Origin of the sequence: Nonomuraea sp. NPDC050733 (assembly GCF_040654215.1) — a bacterium.
GTDB lineage: Bacteria > Actinomycetota > Actinomycetes > Streptosporangiales > Streptosporangiaceae > Nonomuraea.
Window position 1 is genome coordinate 185,481 of sequence record NZ_JBFAHO010000008.1, and the last position, 24,367, is coordinate 209,847.

Annotated in this window: 20 protein-coding genes; 13 read left to right on the forward strand and 7 right to left on the reverse strand. The window is 71.3% G+C overall.

Going from position 1 to position 24,367, the window contains the following annotated elements; translation table 11 throughout:
- The first annotated feature begins 133 nt into the window (after window positions 1–133).
- Together AB0H64_RS17170 and AB0H64_RS17175 are read left to right on the forward strand one after the other, a co-directional pair.
- Window positions 134–2,338 (forward strand): serine/threonine-protein kinase, encoded by a 2,205-nt coding sequence (locus AB0H64_RS17170; protein WP_357624929.1) that lies wholly within the window; start codon window positions 134–136, stop codon window positions 2,336–2,338.
- A 54-nt stretch (window positions 2,339–2,392) separates the two neighbouring features.
- Window positions 2,393–3,367, forward strand: a complete 975-nt coding sequence (locus tag AB0H64_RS17175) for a malate dehydrogenase (protein WP_357624932.1) — start codon at window positions 2,393–2,395, stop codon at window positions 3,365–3,367.
- Window positions 3,368–3,482: 115 nt separating this feature from the next.
- On the opposite strand, the gene AB0H64_RS17180 is transcribed toward AB0H64_RS17175, so the two are convergent.
- Both AB0H64_RS17180 and galE read right to left on the reverse strand, forming a co-directional pair.
- Complete coding sequence (locus AB0H64_RS17180; protein ID WP_357624935.1) at window positions 3,483–3,650, reverse strand: hypothetical protein; 168 nt, start codon at window positions 3,648–3,650, stop codon at window positions 3,483–3,485.
- An 80-nt stretch (window positions 3,651–3,730) separates the two neighbouring features.
- Entirely contained in the window at window positions 3,731–4,678 is a 948-nt protein-coding gene (gene galE / locus AB0H64_RS17185) for a UDP-glucose 4-epimerase GalE (RefSeq protein WP_357624938.1), read from the reverse strand.
- An 89-nt stretch (window positions 4,679–4,767) separates the two neighbouring features.
- Here galE and AB0H64_RS17190 point away from each other — a divergent pair, with 89 nt between their 5' ends.
- Both AB0H64_RS17190 and trpS read left to right on the forward strand, forming a co-directional pair.
- Entirely contained in the window at window positions 4,768–6,081 is a 1,314-nt protein-coding gene (locus tag AB0H64_RS17190) for a hemolysin family protein (RefSeq protein ID WP_357624941.1), read from the forward strand.
- 14 nt (window positions 6,082–6,095) lie between these two features.
- Window positions 6,096–7,100 (forward strand): tryptophan--tRNA ligase, encoded by a 1,005-nt coding sequence (gene trpS, locus AB0H64_RS17195; RefSeq protein WP_357624943.1) that lies wholly within the window; start codon window positions 6,096–6,098, stop codon window positions 7,098–7,100.
- A 78-nt stretch (window positions 7,101–7,178) separates the two neighbouring features.
- Here the strand turns inward: trpS and AB0H64_RS17200 are convergent, their stop codons facing one another.
- The gene (locus AB0H64_RS17200; protein ID WP_357624945.1) at window positions 7,179–7,685 is read right to left on the reverse strand and encodes a MarR family transcriptional regulator; all 507 of its coding nucleotides are present in this window, start codon (window positions 7,683–7,685) and stop codon (window positions 7,179–7,181) included.
- 60 nt (window positions 7,686–7,745) lie between these two features.
- Between AB0H64_RS17200 and AB0H64_RS17205 the strand changes: the two genes are divergently transcribed.
- Both AB0H64_RS17205 and AB0H64_RS17210 read left to right on the forward strand, forming a co-directional pair.
- The gene (locus tag AB0H64_RS17205; protein ID WP_357624947.1) at window positions 7,746–9,026 is read left to right on the forward strand and encodes an amidohydrolase family protein; all 1,281 of its coding nucleotides are present in this window, start codon (window positions 7,746–7,748) and stop codon (window positions 9,024–9,026) included.
- A 138-nt stretch (window positions 9,027–9,164) separates the two neighbouring features.
- Entirely contained in the window at window positions 9,165–10,112 is a 948-nt protein-coding gene (locus tag AB0H64_RS17210) for a YihY/virulence factor BrkB family protein (protein ID WP_357624949.1), read from the forward strand.
- Here the strand turns inward: AB0H64_RS17210 and AB0H64_RS17215 are convergent.
- A complete protein-coding gene (locus AB0H64_RS17215; protein WP_357624951.1) occupies window positions 10,101–11,219 on the reverse strand; it encodes a D-alanyl-D-alanine carboxypeptidase in 1,119 nt (372 codons plus the stop codon). The genes AB0H64_RS17210 and AB0H64_RS17215 overlap by 12 nt on opposite strands.
- Window positions 11,220–11,466: 247 nt before the next feature.
- Complete coding sequence (locus AB0H64_RS17220; RefSeq protein ID WP_357624954.1) at window positions 11,467–12,849, reverse strand: peptide ligase PGM1-related protein; 1,383 nt, start codon at window positions 12,847–12,849, stop codon at window positions 11,467–11,469.
- 556 nt (window positions 12,850–13,405) lie between these two features.
- Between AB0H64_RS17220 and AB0H64_RS17225 the strand changes: the two genes are divergently transcribed.
- Window positions 13,406–14,635, forward strand: a complete 1,230-nt coding sequence (locus AB0H64_RS17225) for a M20 family metallopeptidase (protein WP_357624957.1) — start codon at window positions 13,406–13,408, stop codon at window positions 14,633–14,635.
- Between the two features lie 18 nt (window positions 14,636–14,653).
- On the opposite strand, the gene AB0H64_RS17230 is transcribed toward AB0H64_RS17225, so the two are convergent.
- Entirely contained in the window at window positions 14,654–16,549 is a 1,896-nt protein-coding gene (locus AB0H64_RS17230) for a Xaa-Pro dipeptidyl-peptidase (protein ID WP_357624959.1), read from the reverse strand.
- A 288-nt stretch (window positions 16,550–16,837) separates the two neighbouring features.
- Here AB0H64_RS17230 and AB0H64_RS17235 point away from each other — a divergent pair, with 288 nt between their 5' ends.
- The 6 genes from AB0H64_RS17235 to AB0H64_RS17260 all read left to right on the forward strand — a co-directional run bounded on the left by AB0H64_RS17235 (window position 16,838) and on the right by AB0H64_RS17260 (window position 23,851).
- Window positions 16,838–17,911: a BMP family ABC transporter substrate-binding protein gene (locus AB0H64_RS17235; protein WP_357624962.1), complete on the forward strand. Its 1,074-nt coding sequence runs from the start codon at window positions 16,838–16,840 to the stop codon at window positions 17,909–17,911.
- Between the two features lie 139 nt (window positions 17,912–18,050).
- A complete protein-coding gene (locus AB0H64_RS17240; RefSeq protein WP_357624964.1) occupies window positions 18,051–19,736 on the forward strand; it encodes an ABC transporter ATP-binding protein in 1,686 nt (561 codons plus the stop codon).
- Window positions 19,736–20,875 (forward strand): ABC transporter permease, encoded by a 1,140-nt coding sequence (locus tag AB0H64_RS17245; RefSeq protein WP_357624966.1) that lies wholly within the window; start codon window positions 19,736–19,738, stop codon window positions 20,873–20,875. Before AB0H64_RS17240 ends, AB0H64_RS17245 begins: the two co-directional genes overlap by 1 nt.
- On the forward strand, window positions 20,872–22,170 hold the full coding sequence (locus tag AB0H64_RS17250) for an ABC transporter permease (protein ID WP_357624969.1): 1,299 nt from the start codon (window positions 20,872–20,874) through the stop codon (window positions 22,168–22,170). Before AB0H64_RS17245 ends, AB0H64_RS17250 begins: the two co-directional genes overlap by 4 nt.
- Complete coding sequence (locus tag AB0H64_RS17255) at window positions 22,170–22,577, forward strand: cytidine deaminase (protein ID WP_357624972.1); 408 nt, start codon at window positions 22,170–22,172, stop codon at window positions 22,575–22,577. Before AB0H64_RS17250 ends, AB0H64_RS17255 begins: the two co-directional genes overlap by 1 nt.
- The gene (locus tag AB0H64_RS17260) at window positions 22,577–23,851 is read left to right on the forward strand and encodes a thymidine phosphorylase (protein ID WP_357624975.1); all 1,275 of its coding nucleotides are present in this window, start codon (window positions 22,577–22,579) and stop codon (window positions 23,849–23,851) included. Before AB0H64_RS17255 ends, AB0H64_RS17260 begins: the two co-directional genes overlap by 1 nt.
- Window positions 23,852–23,919: 68 nt before the next feature.
- Here AB0H64_RS17260 and AB0H64_RS17265 read toward each other — a convergent pair whose 3' ends face one another.
- A complete protein-coding gene (locus AB0H64_RS17265) occupies window positions 23,920–24,303 on the reverse strand; it encodes a MarR family transcriptional regulator (RefSeq protein ID WP_357624977.1) in 384 nt (127 codons plus the stop codon).
- Window positions 24,304–24,367: the final 64 nt, after the last annotated feature.

The window sequence follows — 24,367 nt, forward strand, 5'->3', positions numbered from 1 at the left end:
GCCGCGGCCGCGTGTCACCGTTGCGGACAGGAAGACCCAGCGTGGATCACGAACGGTTAACGCCTCCCTGAGAACTTCCTGCACGTCGTAAAGTTTGCCTCGTCGGGCCGTAAGCACAGTGTGGGGAAGACGAATGCCGCAGATCTCGCCGCTGGTGACCGGCGACCCCGGCGAGCTGGGGTCGTTCCGGCTGACCGGACGGATCGGGGAGGGCGGCCAGGGCATCGTCTACCTGGGCGTCGACGAGCAGGGCGAGCGGGCGGCGATCAAGCTGCTGCACGTCAAGTTCAGCGGTGACACGATCGCGCGCTCGCGCTTCGCCAGGGAGCTCAAGGCCGCCAAGCGGGTGGCGTCGTTCTGCACCGCCCGGGTCATCGAGGCCGACCTCGAAGGCGACGCGCCGTACATCGCCAGCGAGTACATCGACGGGCGCGCCCTGCGGGACATCGTCGACACGGACGGGCCGCTGCGGGGCACGGTGCTCGACCGGCTGGCGATCGGCACCGCGACCGCGCTGACCGCCATCCACCACGCCTCGATCATCCACCGCGACTTCAAGCCCGACAACGTGCTCATCGCCGCCGACGGGCCGCGGGTGGTCGACTTCGGGATCGCCCGCATCATCGACTCGACCGGGACCATCACCAGCCGGGCCATCGGCACCCCCGCCTACATGGCGCCGGAGCAGATCGCCGGTGACGACGTGGGCCCCTACACCGACGTGTTCGCGTGGGGCGCGACGATCGCCTTCGCGGCCTCCGGCCAGGCCGCCTTCGAGGGCAACTCGATCGCGGTCGTGCTCAACCGCATCCTCAACCACGAGGTCGACGTGAGCATGATGCCGGAGCCGCTGCGGAGCGTGGTGCGCTCGGCGCTGTCCAAGTCGCCCGAGGAGCGGCCCTCGGCCGACCAGATCCTGCTCCGGCTGCTCGGCCAGCCGGAGACGTCCGGGGCGTCCACGGCGGTCCTCACCCGTGGCGTGCAGGTGGCCACCGACGACACCACGCCGTTCCTGCGCGTCTCGACCACCGTGGCGCCTCCGGGGCACCCCCGCACGGCTACGGGCGGCTCCTCGGGTGACGCCGGTACGGCCGGCCCGCCCGCCGCGTCCCCCGCGCACACCGGAGGGACCTCCGAGGTGCGAACGGGAGGGACGTCCGGGCACACGGGCGGCGGGGCGGACCCCGGCGCGGACGCCGACGCCGACGCCGCGACCTCGTTCATCCACGCCTCCGCCCTGCCGGTCGCGGCTCCGGCCACGACCGCCGGCGAGCAGGCGCACCCCGGCGACCAGCACTCCGGCGACCAGCATCCCGGCGACCAGCACTCCGGCGGTCACCGATCCATCGTCCAGCACGTCGGCGACCAGCATTCCGGCGATCAGCACGCGGGTCTGCAGGCGCTCGTCGGCCGCACCGGGGTGCCGCCCGCGCCGCCCACCCAGCTCGGCGGACTGGCGAGGACCCGCCGCCGCAGGGCGTGGTGGATGGCCCTGGCCACCGTGCTCGCCCTCGTCGTGGCCGGAAGCGTCGTCGCCCTGGCCAACGGGTGGCCGCAGCGCGCCTTCGGCCTGGGGCCGTCCGGCGACGAGACGCCCACGCCGCGGACCTTCGCCAGCGTCATCGACAAGGTCGCCGCCACCGGCCGGCTCGTGATCGGTGTCAAGGGCGACCTGCCGGGCATCGGCCTGGCGCGCGACGGCGAGTTCGAGGGGTTCGACGTGGAGCTGGGCAGGCGGATCGCCGCCGAGCTGGGCGCGGCGAACCCGACGTTCGTCCGGGTGTCCGTCGGCAACCGCGACGACATGCTGGCCGACGGCTCCGTCGACCTGGTGCTCGCCACGTACTCCATCGACGACAGCGGCGTCGGGTTCGCCGGCCCGTACTACCTGGCCCACCAGGACGTGCTGGTGCACGACGGCGCCGGCATCGAGAAGGTCGAGGACCTGAAGGGCCGCAAGGTGTGCGCGGTCAACAGCCCCTCGGTCGGCAAGGTGCAGGCCCTGGTGGACGTGGAGCCCGTCGTGGCCGGCAACTACGCCGAGTGCATGGACCTGCTGCGCAGCGGCCGCGTCGACGCCGTGCCCGGTGACGACCTGATCCTGGCCGGGTTCGCCGGCCGCGAGAGCCTCCGCTTCAAGATTCTCGGCGCGAAGCTGAGCAACGAGCGTTACGCGGTCGGCATCCGGGGCGGCGACGTGCGGGCCTGCAAGACGGTCAGGAGCGTGATCGCCGACTTCTACCGGACGGGCGTCATGAAGGAACTGCTGACCCGGTATTTCGCAAAGGTGGACTTCACCTTGGAGCTGAAGCCGCCCGCGATGGAACCCTGCGGATGACGAACGGGTAGCATCCCAAAGTCAATGATTCGTCCTGTGAGTTAGGGGAAGGCCATGGCCACGCCCGTCAAGGTCACCGTCACCGGAGCCGCCGGTCAGATCGGCTACGCGCTGCTGTTCCGCATCGCGTCGGGCCAGCTGCTGGGCGCGGACGTGCCGGTCAAGCTGAGCCTGCTGGAGGTCCCGCAGGCCGTGAAGGCGGCCGAGGGCACCGCGATGGAGCTCGACGACTGCGCGTTCCCGCTGCTGTCCGGCATCGAGATCACCGACGACCCCAATGTGGCGTTCGACGGCGCCAACGTGGCCCTGCTGGTCGGCGCCATGCCGCGCAAGGCCGGCATGGAGCGGGGCGACCTGCTCGGCGCCAACGGCGGCATCTTCGGGCCGCAGGGCAAGGCGATCAACGACCACGCCGCCGACGACATCCGGGTCCTCGTCGTCGGCAACCCGGCCAACACCAACGCGCTCATCGCCCAGCAGCACGCCCCGGACGTGCCGGCCGAGCGGTTCACCGCGATGACCCGCCTCGACCACAACCGCGCGCTGTCCCAGCTCGCCGCCAAGCTCCAGGTGCCGGTCACCGACATCAGGAACATGACGATCTGGGGCAACCACTCGGCCACCCAGTACCCCGACCTGTTCCACACCGAGGTGGGCGGCAAGGTCGCGGCCGAGCAGGTCGACGCCGAGTGGCTGCGCGAGACGTTCATCCCGACCGTGGCCAAGCGCGGCGCGGCGATCATCGAGGCGCGGGGCGCGTCGAGCGCCGCGTCGGCCGCCAACGCCGCGATCGACCACGTCTTCGACTGGGTCAACGGCGCCGAGTGGACCTCGGCGGCGGTCGTCTCCGACGGCTCCTACGGGGTGCCGGAGGGGCTCATCTCGTCCTTCCCGGTCCGCTCGGCCGGCGGCCGGTACGAGATCATCCAGGGTCTGGAGATCGACGCGTTCTCGCGCGAGCGCATCGACGCCAGCGTGCAGGAGCTCGTCGAGGAGCGCGACGCGGTCAGGTCCCTCGGCCTCATCTGACCCTCTCCGGCGGCCCCTGATCCCATCGGGCCGTCCGTGTCGGCGCGCGTCCTGTTCGCGGGGCGCGCGCTTCGCTTTTCACAGGTCCGGTGGGCCGGGCCAGGGGGCGGGACGCTCAGGGCAGGGCGGCGGAGGCGGAGGGTGACGGCGTGTTCCGCTCGCCCGTGCCGGGGCAGGAGATCCCCGAGGGGGCATGAGGAGCTGATGAGGCCGTGGCGAACACGACTCCGGCGGCGGCCGAGAGGCTGCCCAGCACGACGGCGAAGCCGAAGAGCAGCTTCATGACCCTGGGCGAAGACGTGACCCTAGGTGAAAAGGTCCTCACATTTCGGTATCACAGCACATATCGCGCCGCCGCATGCCTCATTTGCCGGAAAGCGCCGTCCAGGCGTCGGAGACGATGTCCCGGATCGACGCCCGCTCGGCCTTCCAGCCCAGCTCGCGCTGGATCTTCTCCGAGGAGGCCACCAGCACGGCCGGGTCGCCGGCGCGGCGGGGCCCGACGACGGCGGGGATGTCGTGGCCGGTGACCTCGCGGCAGACCGAGACGACCTCCTGCACGGAGAAGCCGGTGCCGCTGCCCAGGTTGTAGATCTGGTGCCGCCCCTCGCGGACCGCGTCGAGCGCCAGCAGGTGGGCGCGGGCCAGGTCGCTCACGTGGACGTAGTCGCGCACGCAGGTGCCGTCGGGCGTCGGGTAGTCGGTGCCGAACACGCTGACCGACTCGCGCTCGCCGGTGGCGACCTTGAGCACGTTCGGGATGAGGTGGGTCTCGATCGCGTGCCGCTCGCGGAAGCGGCCGTAGGCGCCGGCCACGTTGAAGTAGCGCAGGCTCACCGCGCCGAGGCCGCGCAGGCCGGCGTAGGCGGTGAGCGCGGTGTCGACGGCCAGCTTCGAGGCGCCGTAGGGGTTGGTCGGTCGCGTGGGGTCGCTCTCCTGGATGGGGGAGCGCTCCGGCTCGCCGTACGTGGCGGCGGTCGAGGAGAACACGATGCGGCGCACGCCCTGCTCGTGCATGGCCTCCAGCAGCGCCAGCGTGCCGCCGAGGTTGTGCGACCAGTACAGGCCCGGCTTCTCCACCGACTCGCCCACCAGCGACTTGGCCGCGAAGTGCAGCACCGCCTCCGCGCCGGCGAGCGCGTCGTGCGCCTCGGTGATCGAGCCCTCGACGAACCGCGCGCCGTCCGGCACCGCGTCCGCGTGGCCGGTCGACAGGTCGTCCAGCACCGTCACCTCGTGCCCCGCCTCGACGAGCTGGGCGGCCACGACGCTTCCCACGTACCCGGCGCCGCCTGTGACCAGAAGCCTCATGATGTCTACTCCTGTGCGAATATGTTTGATTATGTACGACTTGCCGTTCAGCATACGCCCGAAAGGCGTTGAGTACGCTGCCAACCACCATGTTTGACGCTGTCGTGGCCAACATCGCCCTCGTCCTGGTCTTCATCCTCGTGGGCGGCTTCTTCGCGGCCGCGGAGATGGCGATGGTCAGCCTGCGCGAGAGCCAGGTGCGCAAGCTCGCCGAGCGGGGCCGCCGCGGCGAGCGGGTGGCCAAGCTGGCCCTCGACCCCAACCGCTTCCTGTCGGCCGTGCAGATCGGCGTGACCGTCGCCACCATGCTCTCGGCCGCGTTCGGCGCCGACCGGCTCGGCCTCCAGCTCGTCCCCGTGCTGGAGGGCTGGGGCGTGCCGGTCGCCGTCGCGCCCGTGCTCGCGCTGGTGCTGGTCACCCTGGCCATCTCGTACGTGTCGCTGGTGCTGGGCGAGCTGGCCCCCAAGCGGCTGGCCCGGCAGCGGGCCGAGGGGCTGTCGCTGTTCGTGGCGCCGTTCCTCGACCGGATCGCCGCCCTGTCGCGGCCCGTGATCTGGGCCCTGTCGAAGTCCACCGACGGCGTGGTCAAGCTGCTCGGCGGCAACCCGCAGGCCGACAGGGAGGAGGTGACCACCGAGGAGCTGCGCGACATGGTGGTCGGCCACACCGACCTGACCACCGACGAGCGCAACCTCATCGCCGAGGTGTTCGCCGCGGGCAAGCGCCAGGTGCGCGAGGTGATGCTGCCCCGGACCGAGGTGGAGTTCATGGAGGCCGACACGCCCCTGGCCGAGGCCGCCGTGCTCGCCGCCGGGATGCCCCACTCGCGCTTCCCCGTCTACCGGGAGTCGTACGACGAGGTCATCGGCTTCGTCCATGTCCGCGACCTGCTCGACCCCGTGCTGACCGGCCGCATCGAGCCGATCAGCGAGCTCGTGCCGATCAGGCCGGTCAAGTACGTGCCCGCCTCCAAGCGCATCCTCACCACGCTGTCCGAGATGCGCGGCGAGGGCCACCACCTGGCCATCGTGGTCGACGAGTACGGCGGCACCGCCGGCATCGTCACCCTGGAGGACCTGGTCGAAGAGCTCATCGGCGACATCAGGGATGAGTACGACATCGAGGACGACACCGTGATCCTCCCGGCCGGCGAGATCGAGATCGACGGACTGACCAATCTCAACGACTTCGCCACCGAGACCGGCATCAAGCTGCCCAGCGGGCCGTACGAGACGCTCGGCGGCTTCGTCATGGCGATGCTCGGCCACGTCCCCGAGGTGGGCGAGACCGTGGAGATCCCCGGCTTCGAGCTGACCGTCACGGAGCTGGACGGACGCCGTATCGCCAGGGTGAGGGTGAAACGCGGCCTGGCGGTTGAGTCGCCTCCCGACCAGGATTCCTGACACAATTGGGTGCCATGGCCCAACCTCGTGTTCTTTCCGGCATCCAGCCCACCGCGGACTCCTTCCACCTGGGCAACTACCTGGGTGCGGTCCGTCAGTGGGTCCCGATGCAGGAGACCCACGACGCCTTCTACTGCGTGGTCGATCTGCACGCGATCACCGTGCCGACCGACCCGGCCGACCTGCGCCGCCGCACCCGCGTGGCCGCCGCCCAGCTCTTCGCGGCCGGGCTAGACCCGGAGCGCTCGACCGTCTTCGTGCAGTCGCACGTACGCCAGCACAGCGAGCTGGCCTGGGTGCTCAACTGCCTGACCGGCATGGGCGAGGCGGCCCGGATGACGCAGTTCAAGGACAAGGCCGCCAAGTTCGGCGAGAGCGCCGCGAGCGTCGGGCTGTTCACCTACCCGATCCTGCAGGCCGCCGACATCCTGCTCTACCACGCCGAGCGGGTCCCGGTCGGCGCGGACCAGAAGCAGCACCTGGAGCTCACCCGCGACCTGGCGCAGCGCTTCAACCACCGCTTCGGCGACACGTTCACCCTGCCCGAGCCGCACATCCTCAAGGAGGTCGAGAAGATCACCGACCTCCAGGAGCCGTCGGCCAAGATGTCCAAGTCGTCCTCCAGCCCCGCGGGCATCCTCGACGTGCTCGACCAGCCCGGCCCGCTGCGCAAGAAGGTCATGCGCGCGGTCACCGACACGGGCTCGGAGGTGCTGTTGGACGAGGAGAACAAGCCGGGCGTGTCCAACCTGCTGCGCATCCAGTCGGCGCTGACCGGCACGCCCATCCCCGAGCTGGTCGCCCGCTACGAGGGCCAGGGCTATGGCACGTTCAAGAAGGACGTGGCGGAGGCCGTGGTCGACACGTTCACGCCGATCCGCGAGCGTACCGAGAAGCTGCTCGCCGACGAGGCGGAGCTCGATCGCCTGCTGGCGATCGGCGCCCGGCGCGCCGGCGAGGTGGCCGAGGAGACGATGGAGCAGGTCCGCGACAGGATCGGCTTCCTGCCCGGGGCCTGACGGACCGGTCGCCGGCCCGGCCGGGCACCGCCCGGATCGAGCGTCCGGTCCCCGAGGGGCCGGGCGCTCTTCGCGTCCTCAGCGGACCCTGCGCCGGCCCACCGCGAGCAGGACCTCGCGCAGGGCGTCCGCGGCCTGCCGCACGGTCTCCTCGGGAACGCCCGCCATCACCTCGGTGTACGCCTTGCCCGAGGCCGCCAGCGCCGCGTCGGCCACGCGGCGTCCCTCGGGCGTCAGCCGCACCCACCGGCTGCGCGCGTCGCCGGGGTCCGCGGCGCGCTCGACGTAGCCGGCGGCCGTCAGGCGCTGGAGCACGTTGCTCGTGCCGCCGGAGGTCAGGAAGAGGGCCTTGGCCAGCTCGCTCGGCTTCATGCGGTGCGGTGGCGGTGTGCGGGTCAGCGCGGCCAGGATGTCGAACTCGGCGTAGGTGAGCCCGAGGTCGCTCAGCTCCGCCCTGATGGCCTCCTGGAAGAGCATGTCGAGGCGGGACGCCCGCTTGCCGAGCTCCAGCGCGGCGATCAGGGCCGACGGCATGCCGGCGTCGCGCCAGCGCGGGACGAGCCCGTCCACCTCGTCATGCTTCATGAGACGAGGATACTTGCGGGCAGATTGCTTTTCTAAAAGCTATTCACTAAGCTTTTCAACATGGAAACAGTGATCAGGAACGGGATCGTCGTCGACACCGAGCCGGAGCCGGTCGTCATCGGGCCGGCCGACGTCCGCATCCGGGACGGCAGGATCGCGGAGGTCGGCCGCGGGCTCGCCGCCGCCGACGGGGCCGACATCATCGACGCGACGGGGCGGATCGTGCTGCCCGGCTTCGTCGACACCCACCGGCACACCTGGCAGGCAGCCATCCGGGCGACGATGCCCGACGCCACGTTCGGCGACTACCTCGGGCGTGTCCTCGGCGAGCTGTCCCCGGCCTTCCGGCCGGAGGACGTCCACGCCGGCAACCTCGCGGGCGCCCTGGAGTGCCTCGACGCGGGCGTCACCACGCTGCTCGACTGGTCGCACATCCAGTTCACGCCCGAGCACACCGACGCCGCCGTGGAGGCGCTGCGGGCCTCGGGCGTCCGCGCCGTCCTCGGCTACTGCCACGGCGGGCCGCGCTCCGAGCTGGCCGCGGAGACCCGCCGCGTGCGCGACGTCCACTTCGCCGCCCCCGGCCTGGTCAGCATGGTCATGGCCGCGCTCGGGCCGGAGATCCTGCCCGAGGACCACGCGCTGGAGGAGCTGGAGACGGCCCGCGAGCTGGGCCTGCCCGTCACCGCCCACCTCGGCGGCAACGGGCCGGAGAGCGCCGCCAAGGGGCTCGCCTTCCTGGAGTCCCACGGGTTCCTCACGCCCGGCACGACGTTCGTCCACGCCAACCACTACGACGACGAGCAGCTCAAGGTCATCGCCGGCGCCGGGGGCGGCGTGTCGGTCTCCCCGATCGACGAGATGACGCTCGGCATCGGCTACCCGGTGACCGGGCGGGCACAGGCCGCCGGCGCGCCCGTCTCGTTCAGCGCCGACACCGTGACGTGCGCGCCGGGCGACATGTTCAGCCTCATGCGGACCGCGTACACGCTGGAGCGCGGCCGGCCGGGCGGCGCCGGGCTCGGCTTCACCACCAGGGACGTGCTGCGCATGGCCACGATCGACGGCGCCCGGGTGGCCGGGCTCGGCGACGTGACCGGGTCGCTGCGGCCGGGCAAGCAGGCCGACCTCGTCCTGCTCAGCACGGCCACGCTCGGCATGGCCGCCTCGTACGACCCGATCGGCGCGATCGTCCTCAACGCCGACACCAGCGCCGTGGACACCGTCATGGTCGGCGGGCGCGTGGTCAAGCGCGACGGGCGGCTCGTGGGCCACGACGTCCCCGCGGCGCTCGACGCGCTGGCCGCCTCGGCGCGCCACGTCACCGCCGTGCTCGCCTGAGACCCGCGCCGCGCCCCTCGTCTCGCACGACACCGCCTTGAACCGCCTTGAACGGCGAAAACAGCCGCCCGATGGCAGACTTGACCGGCCGGTGCCGGGCAGGAGCCACTGGCCGGGGCGAAAGGTGGCACGAGGACGATGGGCCTGTCCGAGCGGATCGAGGCGGTGAAGGCGCGCGGACGCCGCCTGAGAGAGCACTGGCGGGTCCGCAGGCCGTCCGTCGACCACCTGATCCGGACCGTGCAGCGCTACCAGCTCCAGTCGGGCGACCGGCTGGCCGGCGCGGTCACCTACTTCGCGTTCCTGTCGTTCTTCCCGCTGCTGGCGCTCGGCTTCGCCGTGCTCGGCTACGCCCTGGCCAACGACCAGGCCGCCATGGAGGCGATGCGCAAGGCCGCCGAGGAGCAGCTTCCGGGCATCTCCGACCGGCTCGACGTCTCCAGCATCGCCGCGGCCAAGGGGACCGCCGGGATCATCGGCCTGCTGGGCCTGCTCTACGCGGGGCTCGGCGCGATGGACGCGCTGCGCGGGGCGCTGCGGGAGATGTCGATGACCACGGCTCCACCGCTGGACTACTTCCGCGGCAAGCTGCGCGACCTCGCCTCGCTCGTCCTGCTGGGGGTGACGATGCTCGCCTCCGTCGCCGGCAGCGGGTTCGCCACCCAGGCGACGACCTGGGTGGTGCACCTGTTCGGCCTGGACGACACGCCGGTGAACAAGGCCGGGCTGTTCGTGGCGGGCCTGTTCGCCGGGCTGGTCGCCGACTGGGTGCTGTTCGTCGTCGTGCTCGGCTGGGTGTCCCCGCCCGCCCAGCCGTTCCGGATGATCGCCAAGGGGGCGTTGCTCGGGGCGATCGGCTTCGGGCTGCTCAAGCAGCTCGCCGGGCTGCTGCTGAGCCACACGCTCAACAACCCGCTGTACGGGGCGTTCGCGGTCATCGTGGGACTGCTGCTGTGGATCAACTTCTCGGCCCGGCTCGTCCTGTACGTCGCCGCGTGGACGGCCACGGCCGGGCTCAGCCCGCCGCCCACGCCTTCGCCGGTGCCGTCGAGCGGCTCACCCGCGGGGCTGCCCTCAGAGGCGTGACCGCCGGCGGTACAGGCCGAAGCCGAGCCAGGCCAGCCCGAACAGCAGCGCGCCGCCGACCACGAGCAGGCCGGTGCGGCGGCTGGAGTCGGTCTGCGCGGCGGCGGCCGAGCCGAGCACCGAGGTCGGCCGGGCGCTCGCGGAGGCGGCCGGGGCGGGCGCGGCCTGCTGCTCGCGCACCGGCACCGCCGCCGGCAGCGGGTCCACCAGCCGCCCGACCGGCGTCACCTTGCCCCGCTCGGCGAAGCCCCAGTCGAGCAGCCCCGCCACCTCTTCCCAGAAGTAGCCGTCGTGGCGCATGATCGCGACGATGATCGTGTGGCCGTTCCGCGTGGCGGCGCCGACGAAGCTTCCGAGCGCCTTGGACGTCCAGCCGTTCTTGACGCCGATCATGCCCTGGTAGCGCCACAGCAGCTTGTTGTGGTTGCTGATCTCGTAGTAGTTCTTCGGCGCCGGGAACTTGGCGACCTTGGTGCTCACGTACCGCCTGAACGCGGGGTTGGCGAGGCCGGCGCGGGCGATCAGCGTGAGGTCGTAGGCGGAGCTGCTCTGCCCCGGCTGGTCGAGTCCGCTCGGGGTCTTGGCCACGGTGTCGTTGGCCTGGAGCTGGTGCGCCTCGGCGTTCATGTCCCGCAGCGTCTTGGCCAGGCCGCCGTTGGCCTCGGCCAGCGCCATGGCGGCGTCGTTGCCGGACGACATCAGCAGCGCCTTGAACAGGTCGTCGACCTTGTAGATCGGCTTGGTGGTCAGGCCGACGGCGCTGCCCTCCTGGTTGACGGCGTTGGCGCTGGGCTTGACCGTCTTGTCCTTGTCGAGCAGCGGGATCAGCGTCACGGCCGTCAGGATCTTGAGCGTGCTGGCCGGCAGGTAGCGGACATGCGGGTTCTTCGCCGCGAGCACCTCGCCGGTGTCGGCGTCGGCGATGACGTACGCGGTGGCCTTGGTCTTGGGCGGCTCCTTGACGCCGTCGGGGGCCACCAGACCGCGGTGACCCAGCCGGTCACCGCCGACAGGGCTCGTCGGCGGTTCGGCCGGCGTGGCGTGGGCGGTCCCGGTGAGCGTGACCGCGGCGAGGAGTGCCGTGGCAGGCACCAGTTTCGTCCACATGGCGATCTCAGCGTAGCTTCGAGTTCTTGCGCATGTGGCGACACATTCCCCCGAAGGTCCTACCTCGATACTAGAGGGGTGGGTATGTCGCGAAAGATCGCCGGATTCCTCATTCTTCTCGGGATTTTCATGATCTTCGAGTGGGTGAATCTTGGGTTTAACCTGGCCGACGGCCATCCGACCGCGTTCTACGTGGTGCACGGCATTCTGATCGCCGTCAACCTCGTGCTCGGGGTCGTCGTCGGCGTCATCGGCTGGACGTCGCTCCGCAGAGCGCGAGCCGGGTCAGCCGATGCAACTCGTCAGCCTCCTCGCGCGAGTCGCCGATCGAGGTGAATCCCAGCTTCCCGTGCTCGGGGATCGCGCCCAGCAGGTGGAAGACGTTCCCCTTGCGGGCCGCGTGGTCGAAGCCGAGGCCGAGCCGGTCCACCATCCGCATCACCTCGCCGGGGGAGCGTCCCCGCAGGCAGGACGACGAGCAGTTGTCGGTGGCGGTGTAGTACTTGGGCCGGCCGTCGGCCATGAGCAGTCCGGTCGCCGGGTCGTACGTGGCCCCGGTCGTCAGGATCGCGGCGCCGAACGGGTGCGTCGTGCCGCCGATGCGCAGGTTGATCTCGCACAGCAGCGCGGCGTAGCCCGCGTCGGCCTTGAGCGCGAAGAAGTCCATGCCGAACAGCCCGACCACGCCCCGTTCGGCCAGGATGGCGGCGATCTTCGCCGCCGACGCCCCGACCTCCGCCCGGTACTCCGGGGCGGCGGGGAACGTGCAGCCCTGGTAGACGTCGTTGTTGGCGCCGCCGAGCACCTGGTCGTGGGTGGCGACGACGTCGTGGTGGCCGCCCGGGGTGATCCGGGCCAGCGCGCTCGGGTAGTACAGCGGCCGGTGCTCGATGAACTCCTCGACCACCGCGCCGCGGTCGTAGATCTTCGCCGAGAAGGTGTCCCAGGTCTCGCCGTCCGCCGAGAAGCTGAACCGGGAGGCGTCGGGCACGTCCTCGCCGGGCTTGCGCACGATGGCGTTGCCGAGCCCGGAGTAGCCGTCGTTGAGCTTGACGATGACGCGCTCGCCGGGCAGCGCGTCGATGGCGTCCTGGATCTCCGCCTGGGTGCGCAGGTCGCCGAAGCCGCGCGCCATCGGCACGCCGGCCTCCTGGCCGACCTCGCGCGAGCCGCTCTTGGAGCCGTAGTAGGCCAGCGCGGTGGCCGGTCCGTAGAGGGGCACGCCGAGTGACGAGGCGAGCTCCTCCTCCAGCTCGCTCAGCACGAACGGCACCATCCAGGCGTCCTCGCCGTCGATGGCCGCGCGGACCTGCTCGACCATCTCGGGACGGGCGAGCAGGCTCCGGGTGAGCGGCTGGGTGCGGGGGTCGTCGAGGCTGATGAGCGTGAGCCGCTTGGCCGCGTCCTCCGGGTCCGGCAGGAAGCCGAAGTAGTAGTCGACGATCTCCTGGTCGATGGGCACGGAGGAGAGGTAGACCACCTTGACCCCGGGCTCGCGGAGGCTGAGGAGGAGGAAGAGCAGCCGCTCCTCGTAGCACCTCGCGGCCGTGATGCGGCGCAGCTCGTCCTGCGGTAGGGAGAGCGAGGGCACGACCACCAGGGTCCCCTCGCTCGGCTCGAAGATGCTCAACCGTGCATACTTCTCCCCGAACGGGATTTTAGTGATCATAATGCGAGTGAAGCACGCATTATTCGCGAAAGCAGCCGTCGTGGCAGTGTCATGACCATGACGGAAGGTGACAGGATTCGGAATCGCCCAGCACGTTTGGACGGGGTGCCCACGGGTCACCATCTAATGATCCGTTGTGACTATTTCAAGGTCACTTGCCCCTCACGACCCGTGACAGGACCGGGTTACGGACAGGCCGTCGGCTAATTTTTGGGGTAGTTGTCCGCGGGAAGGCACGCGGGAGCGATAAAGTCGAAGCATCGCCCTCGGGCTCACGGTCACCCACCGTGCTCCCCGGGCTGCCGCGGTTGTCCTCCATATGGAGTCCTCCGGCCGCGCCCGTTTGCCGACGACCCCTGGCACCAGCCTGGTGGGTCGGGCTTTCGATCCGCCGGGTCGCTGCCCTGACCGGACAGCTGCCTTTGTGAGACCAAGACGGGATAGTAACGATATTTGACGATATGCGCCGTGGGCATGGGGCAGAAGACGTCCCACGGCATGGACGGGACGGTGACTGATGCGGGGACGTGAGCTTCGGGGAGAACTCGACGCGTTCCTGGCCGAGCACGAGCAGGACCTGGTGGGCTTCCGTCGTGACCTCCACCGGCACCCCGAGCTGGCCTTCGCCGAGTACCGCACGACGCAGCGCATCGCCGACCGGCTGAGCGCTGCGGGCCTCGTCCCGTCCGTGCTCCCGCGCGGCACCGGCCTGATCTGCGACGTCGGCAGCGGCGACGGCCCCACCGTCGCGCTCCGCGCCGACATCGACGCGCTCGGCCTCCAGGACGAGAAGGACGTGCCCTACCGCTCGACCGTCCCGGGCGCCTGCCACGCGTGCGGCCACGACGTGCACACCACCATCCTGCTCGGCACCTCCCTGTTCCTCGCCCAGCAGGCCGCGGCGGGGCTGCTGCCCGGCCGCGTGCGCCTCATCTTCCAGCCCGCCGAGGAGCTTCCCGGCGGCGCCCTGGAGGTCATGGCTCACGGCGGCATCACCGGTGTCGACCGGATCTTCGGCCTGCACTGCGACCCCCGCCTCGACGTCGGCCACGTCGGGCTCAAGCCCGGCCCCATCACCTCCGCCTGCGACAGGCTCGTCGTGCGCGTCTCCGGGCCCGGCGGCCACACGGCCCGCCCCCACCTGACCGCCGACCTCGTCTTCGCACTGGCCAAGGTGCTCACCGAGTTGCCCGCCGCCCTGTCGCGCCGCGTCGACCCGCGCAGCTCCCTCAGCCTCGTCTGGGGCCGGGTCGAGGCCGGCTCGGCCGCCAACGCCATCCCCGACGACGGCGTCGCCGAGGGCACCGTGCGCTGCCTCGACGAGAACGCCTGGCACGCCGCCCCCGACCTCATCAAGTCCCTGCTCGACTCGGTCGCCGGCGCGTACGGGATCGAGGCGCAGATGGAGTACGTGCGCGGGGTCCCGCCGGTGGTCAACGACGAGATGAGCGTCGAGATGCTCGCCGAGGCCGCCCAGCGGGCCCTCGGCCCGCACTCCGTCGCCCCCACCCAGCAGTCGCTCGGCGGCGAGGACTTCGCCTGGTACCTGGAGTCGGTCCCCGGCGCGTTCGCCCGCCTCGGCACCCGCTCCGTCGGCGGCGAGACGTACGACATCCACCAGGGCACCTTCGACGTGGACGAGTCGGCGATCGGCATGGGCGTCCGGCTCATGGCCGCCACGGCGCTGACGGCCCTGTGGGAGTCCCGCCCGGTCACCGTCACCGACCCCATCACCTCCCTGGCCTGACCTCCCTCCCGGCGCGCGTCACAGCAGGGGGCGGACCGATGCCGGGAGGGTGAGGACCGAGCGCGACGGGGCGAGCGTGATCCGGGTCCCCTCCGGGTAGCGGAGCGTGAAGTCACGGTCCGTCGACAGGATCACCAGCCCCAGCCGGTGCCCCTTCCTGAAGACGTGGTCGGTGGCCTGGAGATCCCACCGGAAGGTGTACTCCCGCCCCGGCCGCAGCGGCTCCGTCACGTCCGGACGGTGCCGGTTGCGGGTGTCCAGCCAGCCGCGGGTGACGATCGTGTACGGCGTCGTCGCGGTGCCGAGCGTGCGCAGGGCCGTGCAGCCCGTGTCGCCGGGCACCCCCTGCCCGTAGCAGAGCGTCTCGCCGGTCGGCACCAGCGTGCCGGTGGGCCGCACGTCCGTGCCGTGGTCCACGAGCAACGCCGTCAGGTACGGCGACGTGCCGTCCGACAGCGAGGCCGTGACCGTCACGGACGGCGTGCCCGAGACCCGCACGTCCGCGGGCAGGGCCGCGGTGAGGTAGGCCAGCCGGTTCGGGTCGGGCGCGGGCGCCGTCTCGGCGAGCTGCTCGGCGGTGCGGGACTTCTGGTCCGTGAAGCTCTCGCGGGGCGCCTTCGGGCTCGGGATCACGCCGAGCCTGGCGCCCGCGCCGAGGTGCAGCCGGACCGGCACGGCGCCGGGCACGGGCCAGGCCCGGTGCCGCTGCCAGGTGCCCGGCGCGGTCTCGACGTCGGCCTGGGGCTCCCGCATGATCCCGCTGTCGATGCCGTACAGCCACTGGTCGAACCAGCCGTGCAGCTGCCGCAGCCACTCCGCGGTGCGCAGGCTGAAGGGGTTCATGTGCGTGCCCTGGTGCAGCCAGATCTTGCGCGGCACGTCCCGCCTGGCCAGGGCACGCCACCACTGGGCGAACTGCCCGGTCTTGACGTTCCAGTCGTTGAGCCCGTGGACCAGGAAGACGCCGGCCCGCACCTTGTCCACGTCGCCGAGGTAGTTCCGGTCGTCCCAGAAGCGGCTGTAGTCGCCGGTGATCCGGTCCTGCGCGGCCGTCAGGTGGTCGACGACCGGGCCGCAGACGCGCTGCCCGTCGGCCCTGGTGAGCACGTACCTGGCGAGCACGTCCGCGTCCTCGCCCTGGAAGCCGCCCGGCGCGACCACGCCGCCGCCCGAGCGGTAGTAGTCGTACCAGGAGGAGATCGCGGCGATCGGCACGATCGTCTCCAGCCCCTCTACGCCGGTGGAGGCGACCGCGTTGGCCAGCGTGCCGTTGTAGGAGATGCCGATCATGCCCACCTTGCCGGTGGCCCAGGAGGCGGTGACGGGCTCGCCCTCGGGGGTGAAGCCCCTGGCGCGGCCGTTCAGCCAGTCGATCGCGGCCTTCGGCCCGGCGGTCTCGTTGCGGTCGCCGGTGGTCGGGCAGCCGGTGGCGCGCCCGCTGCCGAGGTTCTCCACCAGCGCGACCGCGTAGCCGCGCGGCAGGAAGTAGTTGTCGTAGTAGCCGTCGAACGGCTCGGCGGTCAGCTTGTCCGCGCGGGCGCGGAGGGCGGGCAGGGGGTTGCCGTCCGCGTCGACGTCCACGACGTGGTTGGCCACGTCGTTGCCGCCCGCGTAGTACGGGCTCGCTTCCATGATCACGGGGACCTTGAGCCCGTGGTCGGTCTCCCTGGGGCGCAGGATGTCCACGGCGACGCGGTCGGACGCCCCGTCGCCGTCGCTGTCGGTGCCCGCCACCTCCACGTACACCGTCTGCGCGATGGCGTCGGCGCGGGAGAAGACCGGCTGCGTGGCGCCGTCCTCGACCACGATCGAGTGGCCGTCGGCCACGGCCGGCGTGGAGCCCCGGGCGGGTCCGCACAGCGGCAGGGTGAGCAGCGTGGTCAGGGACGCGGCGAGGACCTTGCGAAAGCGCATGAGATCTCCAGAGGACCATTCCACCTTTGATCGAATCTCTGCCATGATCGGAGCGGCGGCAAGGGCACCTCCTCGGTCAAGGTCCGGCAAAGCTTGCCAAGCGTCCTCCGCGCCCCTGTCTGCCCAGATCAGGTCACGGACGCGAGAGATGTCGATAACGGAGCGGTTGCGACCCTGTGTGCCGGTTTGGACCGCCCAGGTCAAGCAACTATCTTCCGTGCAGGGTTGCCGTACTTTTCTTCGCGCCTGCGATGAAGTCTGACGGCGGGGAATTGGAAGGGAGTCGACTTGCTCGGCAAGCGATTCGGCAGGATGGCGATCGGCACGATGGCCGGCGCCATGCTCATGGCAGCCGCGGCCTGCGGCGGCAACACCGGTGGGGACGCCACGTCGAGCGCCCAGCCCAGCGCGGGCGCCAGCAGCGACGCGCCCAAGGCGGGCGCGCTCAAGGTGGGCCTCGCCTTCGACGTCGGCGGGCGCGGTGACAAGTCCTTCAACGACGCCGCCTACGCGGGCCTGGAGAAGGCCAAGTCCGAGCTCGGCGCGGAGATCAAGGACCTGAGCCCGGCCTCCGACGGCTCCAACCGCGGTGAGCTGCTCCGTCAGCTCGCGGACGCCGGCTACAACCCGATCATCGGCGTCGGCTTCGCCTACGGCGAGGACATCAAGAAGACCGCCGAGGAGTACCCCGACATCCAGTTCGCGGTCGTCGACTCGGCCTCCAACGCCCCGAACGTGACCGGCCTGCAGTTCGCCGAGGAGCAGGGCTCCTACCTGGCGGGCGTCGCCGCGGCCCTGAAGGCCGAGAGCGGCCACGTCGGCTTCGTCGGCGGCGTCGAGAACGACCTGATCAAGAAGTTCGAGGCGGGCTTCGTGGCCGGCGTGAAGTCGGTCAAGAAGGACGCCAAGATCGACATCAAGTACCTGACGCCCGACGGCGACTTCAGCGGCTTCAAGGCCCCCGACAAGGGCAAGGTCGCGGCCGAGAAGATGTACCAGGACGGCGCCGACATCGTCTACCACGCCGCCGGCGACTCCGGCCTCGGCGTGTTCCAGGCGGCCGCCGCGGCCAAGAAGAAGGCCATCGGCGTCGACTCCGACCAGCGCCAGACCATCAAGGAGACCGACCTGCAGTCGGTCATCATGACCTCGATGCTCAAGCGCGTGGACGTCGGCGTGTTCGAGTTCATCAAGGCGTTCCAGGGCGGCGCCAAGGGCGGCAGCAACACCGTGTACGACCTCAAGGTCGACGGCGTGGGCCTGGCCACCACCGGCGGCGAGATCGACGACATCAAGGACAAGCTGGACGCTGCCAAGAAGGACATCGTCGACGGCAAGATCACGGTTTCGGCCAAGCCGTAACGCATGACAGGGACGACGACCGAAGGCCCGGAACCCGTACCCGGGCCTTCGGTCTATTCCGCCCGCTCCACCCGGCCCGGAGGCGCGGGAGCGAACCAGCCATCCCGGAGCGGAGCGAATGAGGAACGGTGAGCGACCAATGAACGCCGACGCCCTCGACACGGCGCAACCCGCCGTCGAGCTGGAGGGCATCACCAAGCGCTTTCCCGGCGTCGTCGCCAACCACGACATCCGCATCACCGTCGAACCCGGCACGGTGCACGCGATCGTCGGGGAGAACGGCGCGGGCAAGTCGACCCTGATGAAGATCCTCTACGGCATGCAGAAGCCGGACGAGGGCACGATCAAGATCAACGGCACGGAGGTGTCGTTCCGCACGCCCAGCGACGCGATCGACGCGGGCATCGGCATGGTGCACCAGCACTTCATGCTGGCCGACAACTTCACCGTGCTGGAGAACGTCGTCCTCGGCGCCGAGCCGAAGAGGGCCGGCGCCCTCGACACCGCACGGGCGCGCGCCCGCATCGAGGAGCTGTCCTCCACGCACGGCCTCCATGTGGACCCCGACCGCCTGGTCGAGGACCTGGGCGTCGGCGACCGGCAGCGCGTGGAGATCCTCAAGGTGCTCTACCGGGGCGCCCGCATCCTCATCCTCGACGAGCCCACCGCGGTTCTCGTGCCGCAGGAGGTGGACGAGCTCTTCGAGAACCTGCGCGAGCTCAAGGCCGGCGGCCTGACCGTCCTGTTCATCTCGCACAAGCTCGACGAGGTGCTCAGCATCGCCGACGCGATCACCGTGATCCGGCGCGGCACCACGGTCGCCAGCGCCGACCCGCGCGAGGTCACCGCCCGGCAACTGGCCGAGCTGATGGTCGGCAGCGAGCTGCCCACGCCCGAGACGCGCGAGTCCACGGTGACCGACACCGTCGCCCTGAGCGTGTCGGAGCTGACCATGGAGGCCGACGGGTTCCGGCCCCTGCCGAAGGGCGCCTCGGTCGCCGACTACGCCGCGCTGCTGCGCGCCGAGGGCCGCCGGCTGCTCCTCGACGACGTGTCGTTCGACATCCACCGGGGCGAGATCCTCGGCATCGCGGGCGTGGAGGGCAACGGCCAGACGGAGCTGATCGAGGCCGTCATGGGCATGCGGCCCGTGCACGGCACGGTGGAGCTGACCGGCCGCGACATCAGCTCCTGGAGCACGCTGAAGCGGCGCGAGGCCGGCATCGGCTACATCCCCGAGGACCGCCACCGGCAGGGTCTGCTGCTGGAGGCGTCGCTGTGGGAGAACCGGGTGCTGGGCCACCAGACGCGCAAGCCCGCCCGTAGCGGCGTCTGGATCGACCGGCGCGCCGCCAAGGCCGACACCCGGCGCATCATCGACGACTACGACGTCCGCACCCCCGGCGTCGACACCCTCGCCCTGGCCCTGTCGGGCGGCAACCAGCAGAAGCTCATCGTGGGCCGCGAGATGAGCGGCGAGCCGGTGTTCCTCATCGCCGCGCACCCCACGCGGGGCGTGGACGTGGGCGCCCAGGCCGCCATCTGGGACCACCTGCGCGCCGCCCGCGCCGCCGGGCTGGCCGTGCTGCTGATCTCGGCCGACCTGGACGAGCTGATCGGCCTGTCCGACACGCTGCACGTGATCTACCGCGGGCGGCTCGTCGCCCGGCTCGACCCGTCCGACGTCACCCCCGAGCGGCTGGGCGGCTACATGACCGGCGCGATCAGCGACGGAGCACGGACCGCCGGGGCCGTGAACGACACCGAGACGCGCACCGACGCGCGTACTGACGCCGGCACCCTCACCGGCGCTGAGGAGGCGTGATGCCCGCGGGGCTCTACCGGGCGCTGCTCACCGTCGCAGGCGCCGCCGCCGCGATCGTGCTGGCGGTGGCCATCTCCAGCGTCGCGATCATCGCGGCGGGCGCCAGCCCGGAGGCGGCGTTCGCGGCGTTCTTCAACTTCGGCGAGACCGAGCGCGCGGTGGTGAACGGCATCACCACGATGATCAACCGCTCGGTGCCGCTGTTCATCGCCGGCCTGGCCGTTGCGGTCGGCTTCCGGATGAACCTCTTCAACATCGGCGTCGAGGGCCAGTACCGGATCGCGGCCATCTGCGCCGCGTTCGTCGGCGCCCAGTTCGCGCTGCCAGCCCCGATCCAGATCCTCGTGATCATCGTGGTCGCGGCGGCCGTCGGCGGCCTGTACGCGCTGATCGCGGCCGTGATGAAGGTCACCCGGGGCGTGAACGAGGTCATCTCGACCATCATGCTCAACTACATCGCCATCAATCTGGCGGCGTTCCTCGTCCGTGGCCCGTTCACCGGCGAGCGCGCCAAGGGGCAGCTCACGACGAGCACCCCCACGCTGCCCGAGTCGGCCTGGTTCCCCAACCTCAACGGGATCTTCGAGCTGTTCGGGCTGCCCGCGCCGCGCGGCGGCGGCCTGTGGGGCTTCCTGATCGTGGCGGTCCTGCTCGGCGTGGCCGTCTGGGTGCTGCTGGAGCGGACCGGGTTCGGCTTCGACGTCAAGGCGAGTGGCCTCAACCCGTCGGCCGCGCTGGCCTCGGGCGTCAACCCGAAGAAGATGGTCATCGCCGCGATGGTGCTGTCCGGCGCGATCGCGGGCCTGATCGGGCTGCCGGAGATCCTCGGCGACAAGCACAACTTCGGCTCGAACTTCACCCCCGGCCTCGGCTTCCTCGGCATCGCCGTCGCCCTGCTCGGCCGCAACCGGCCCGCGGGCATCGCGGTCGCCGCGCTGCTGTTCGGCTTCCTCGACCGGGCGCAGGGTCCGCTGCAGTTCGCCGACGTGCCACCCTCGGTCATCGCGATCATGCAGGGCGCGATCGTGCTCCTGGTGGTCGTGGCCAACGAGATCACCAGCAGGATGGCGCTGCGGCGCGAGGAACGGCGGGCCGCGCGGCAGCTCGGCAGGGACACTCCGGTTGAGGTGGCAGCATGACGACCGTCGCGGGCTCGACCCGGATCCGCAAGTACCACCTGGCGCTCATCGGCGTCGCCGTCCTCGTCCTGCTCATGTCGCTCGTGCGGGTGATCTCCGGGCAGGACGACCTCACCTCCTCCGGCACGTTCGCCGCCGCGCTGATGCTGTCGGTGCCGATCGGGCTGGCCGGTCTCGGCGGGCTGTGGGCCGAGCGGGCCGGCGTGGTCAACATCGGCCTCGAAGGCATGATGGTGCTCGGCACCTGGTTCGCCGGCTGGGCCGGCTACCAGTGGGGACCGTGGGCCGCGCTGGTCGCCGGCCTGCTCGCGGGCGCGCTCGGCGGGCTCATCCACGCGGTCGCGACCGTGACTTTCGGCGTCGACCACATCATCAGCGGCGTCGCCATCAACCTGCTCGGCCCCGGCATCACCCGCTTCCTGTCGGAGGTCCTCTACAAGGAGGGCACCCCGGCCGCCGCGGCGGGCGCCGGCATCACCACCTCGCCGCCGCTGAGTTCGCAGGCGCCCACCCCCAGCCTGCCGCTGTTCTCCTCCGGCCCCGACTGGCTGGGCGGTCTGGAGCGCACCCACTGGTTCCTCGTGTCGGACGTGGCGGGGATCCTGCGCGGGCTGACGCACAATGTGAACATGCTGGTCATCCTGGCCGTGCTGCTGCTGCCGCTGACGTTCTTCGTGCTCTGGCACACGGCGTTCGGCCTGCGCCTGCGCTCGGCGGGCGAGAACCCGTGGGCCGCCGAGTCGCTGGGCGTCAACGTCTACCGCATCAAGTACGTCGCGGTCGTCATCTCTGGCGCCTTCGCCGGGCTCGGCGGCGTGTTCCTGGTCTTCATCAGCACCAAGTACGTCGAAGGGCAGACCCAGGGCCGCGGCTTCATCGGCCTGGCCGCCATGATCTTCGGCAACTGGCGGCCCGGCGGGCTCGCGGCCGGCGCCGCGCTGTTCGGCTACGCCGAGGGCCTGAAGCTGCGCAGCTCGGATGCCGTCACGTCGATCCTGCTGTTCGGCGCCATCCTGCTGCTGATCTACATCGGCATGCGGATCCGGGCCATGCTCGCGCCGGTCCAGGCCGAGGTGGCCGTCACCCGGACCCCCAAGGACTACACGGTGCTGGCCGGCGCCGCAGTCGGCGCGGTCGTGCTCCTGTGGCTCTGGATCGTGGTCGACAAGCTGCCGAACGAGTTCGTCTTCATCACGCCACACGTGCTCACGCTGCTCGTGCTCCTGGTCGCCTCGCAGCGGCTGCGGATGCCCAAGGCCGACGGCGTGCGCTACCGCCGGGGGGAGCAACACTGATGGGCACCGACACGAGCGTCGACTGGGACGGGCTGCGGGCCGCCGCCACGGAGGCCATGCACCGGGCGTACGCGCCGTACTCGAAGTTCCCGGTCGGGGCCGCCGCGCTGGTCGACGACGGCCGCGTCGTGACCGGCTGCAACGTGGAGAACGCCTCCTACGGGCTCGGCCTGTGCGCCGAGTGCGGCCTGGTGTCGGCGCTGCACGCCACGGGCGGCGGCCGGCTGGTGGCCTTCACCTGCGTGGACGGCCACGGCGAGCTGCTGATGCCGTGCGGGCGCTGCCGGCAGCTGCTGTTCGAGTTCGGCGGCGAGGACCTGCTGGTGGAGACCGTGGACGGGCCGAAGCCGATGGCCGAGATCCTGCCGTACGCCTTCGGCCCCGACGACCTGTCGCGGAGCGCCTGATGGACGCCATCGAGGTCATCGTCGCCAAGCGCGACGGCCGCGAGCTGACGACCGACCGGATCGACTGGGTGATCGACGCCTACACCCGGGGCGAGGTGGCCGACGAGCAGATGTCGGCGCTGGCCATGGCGATCCTGCTCAACGGCATGAACCGCGGGGAGATCGCGGCCTGGACCCAGGCCATGATCCGCTCGGGCGAGCGCATGGACTGGTCGGGGCTCGACCGGCCGACGGCCGACAAGCACTCGACCGGCGGCGTCGGCGACAAGATCACGCTGCCGCTGGCGCCGCTCGTGGCCGCGTGCGGCGCGTACGTGCCGCAGCTCTCGGGCCGCGGCCTGGGCCACACCGGCGGCACGCTCGACAAGCTGGAGTCGATCCCCGGCTGGCGGGCCTCGCTGTCCAACGACGAGATGCTGGCGGTCCTGCGCTCCGCCGGCGCGGTGGTGTGCGCGGCGGGCTCCGGCCTGGCGCCCGCCGACAAGAAGCTGTACGCGCTGCGCGACGTCACCGGCACCGTCGAGTCGATCCCGCTCATCGCCTCGTCCATCATGTCGAAAAAGATCGCCGAGGGCACGGGCTCGCTGGTGCTCGACGTCAAGGTCGGCTCCGGGGCGTTCATGAAGACCACGGAGCGGGCCCGTGAGCTGGCCGAGACGATGGTCGCGCTCGGCACCGACGCGGGCGTGCGCACGGTGGCGCTGCTGACCGCCATGGACCGGCCGCTCGGCCTGGCCGTGGGCAACGCGCTGGAGGTCGAGGAGTCGGTGGAGGTGCTCGCCGGGGGCGGGCCGGCCGACGTGGTGGAGCTCACCGTACGGCTGGCGCGGGAGATGCTGGAGGCCGCCGGGATCGCCGGCAAGGACCCCGAGCAGGCGCTCAAGGACGGCTCGGCGATGGACCACTGGCGCCGCATGATCGTCGCTCAGGGCGGCGACCCCGACGCGCCGCTGCCCCGGGCGGCCGAGACCATGACCGTCGCGGCCCCCGCGTCAGGCGTGCTGGCCGGCCTCGACGCCTACGCGGTCGGCCTGGCCGCCTGGCGGCTCGGGGCGGGCCGGGCCCGCAAGGAGGACCCGGTGTCGGCCGGAGCCGGCGTCACCCTGCACGCCAAGCCGGGCGACGTGGTCCGTGAGGGGCAGCCGCTCATGACGCTGCACGCGGACGAGAGCGCCCGTTTCGAGCGGGCCCTGGAGGCCCTGGAGGGCGGCTACGAGGTCGGCCCGGCGGCGAGGGAGCACCTGCCGCTGGTCATCGACCGCATCACGGCTTAGCGGCTGACAGGCTCCCGGCCGGGTCCGTCGGCTCGCGGCGGGCCCCACCGGGAAGGCGGCCCGGCGGGTCAGGAGACGGGGACGGCCGCGTCGGCGAAGACCTCGGCGAGGACCGCGCGGTGGGTCGGCAGCGCAGCCGCGTGCCGGGCGCGCCCCTCGTCGGTCAGGCACACGAACACGCCGCGCCGGTCGACGTCGCACGCTCCGCGCAGGACGAGCCCGGCCTTCTCCAGCCGGGCGACCACGCGTGACAGCGCGCTCTGGCTGAGGTGGACCTCGTCGCACAGCTCCTGGAGCCGCAGCTTGCGCTCGTGGCCGGCGAGCCGGTCGAGCACCTCGAACTCGCTGGCGCCGAGCCCGTGCTTGTCGCCCAGCTCGCGCTCCAGCATGCACATGGTCCTGGCGTGCTTGGCCAGGACGTCGTGCCACACCACGACGAACGCCTCGTCCATGACGCGGAGGTTACCACCTCGCTAAATCGTATGCAACGGAATTAAATTCCCTTGCATTAGATGC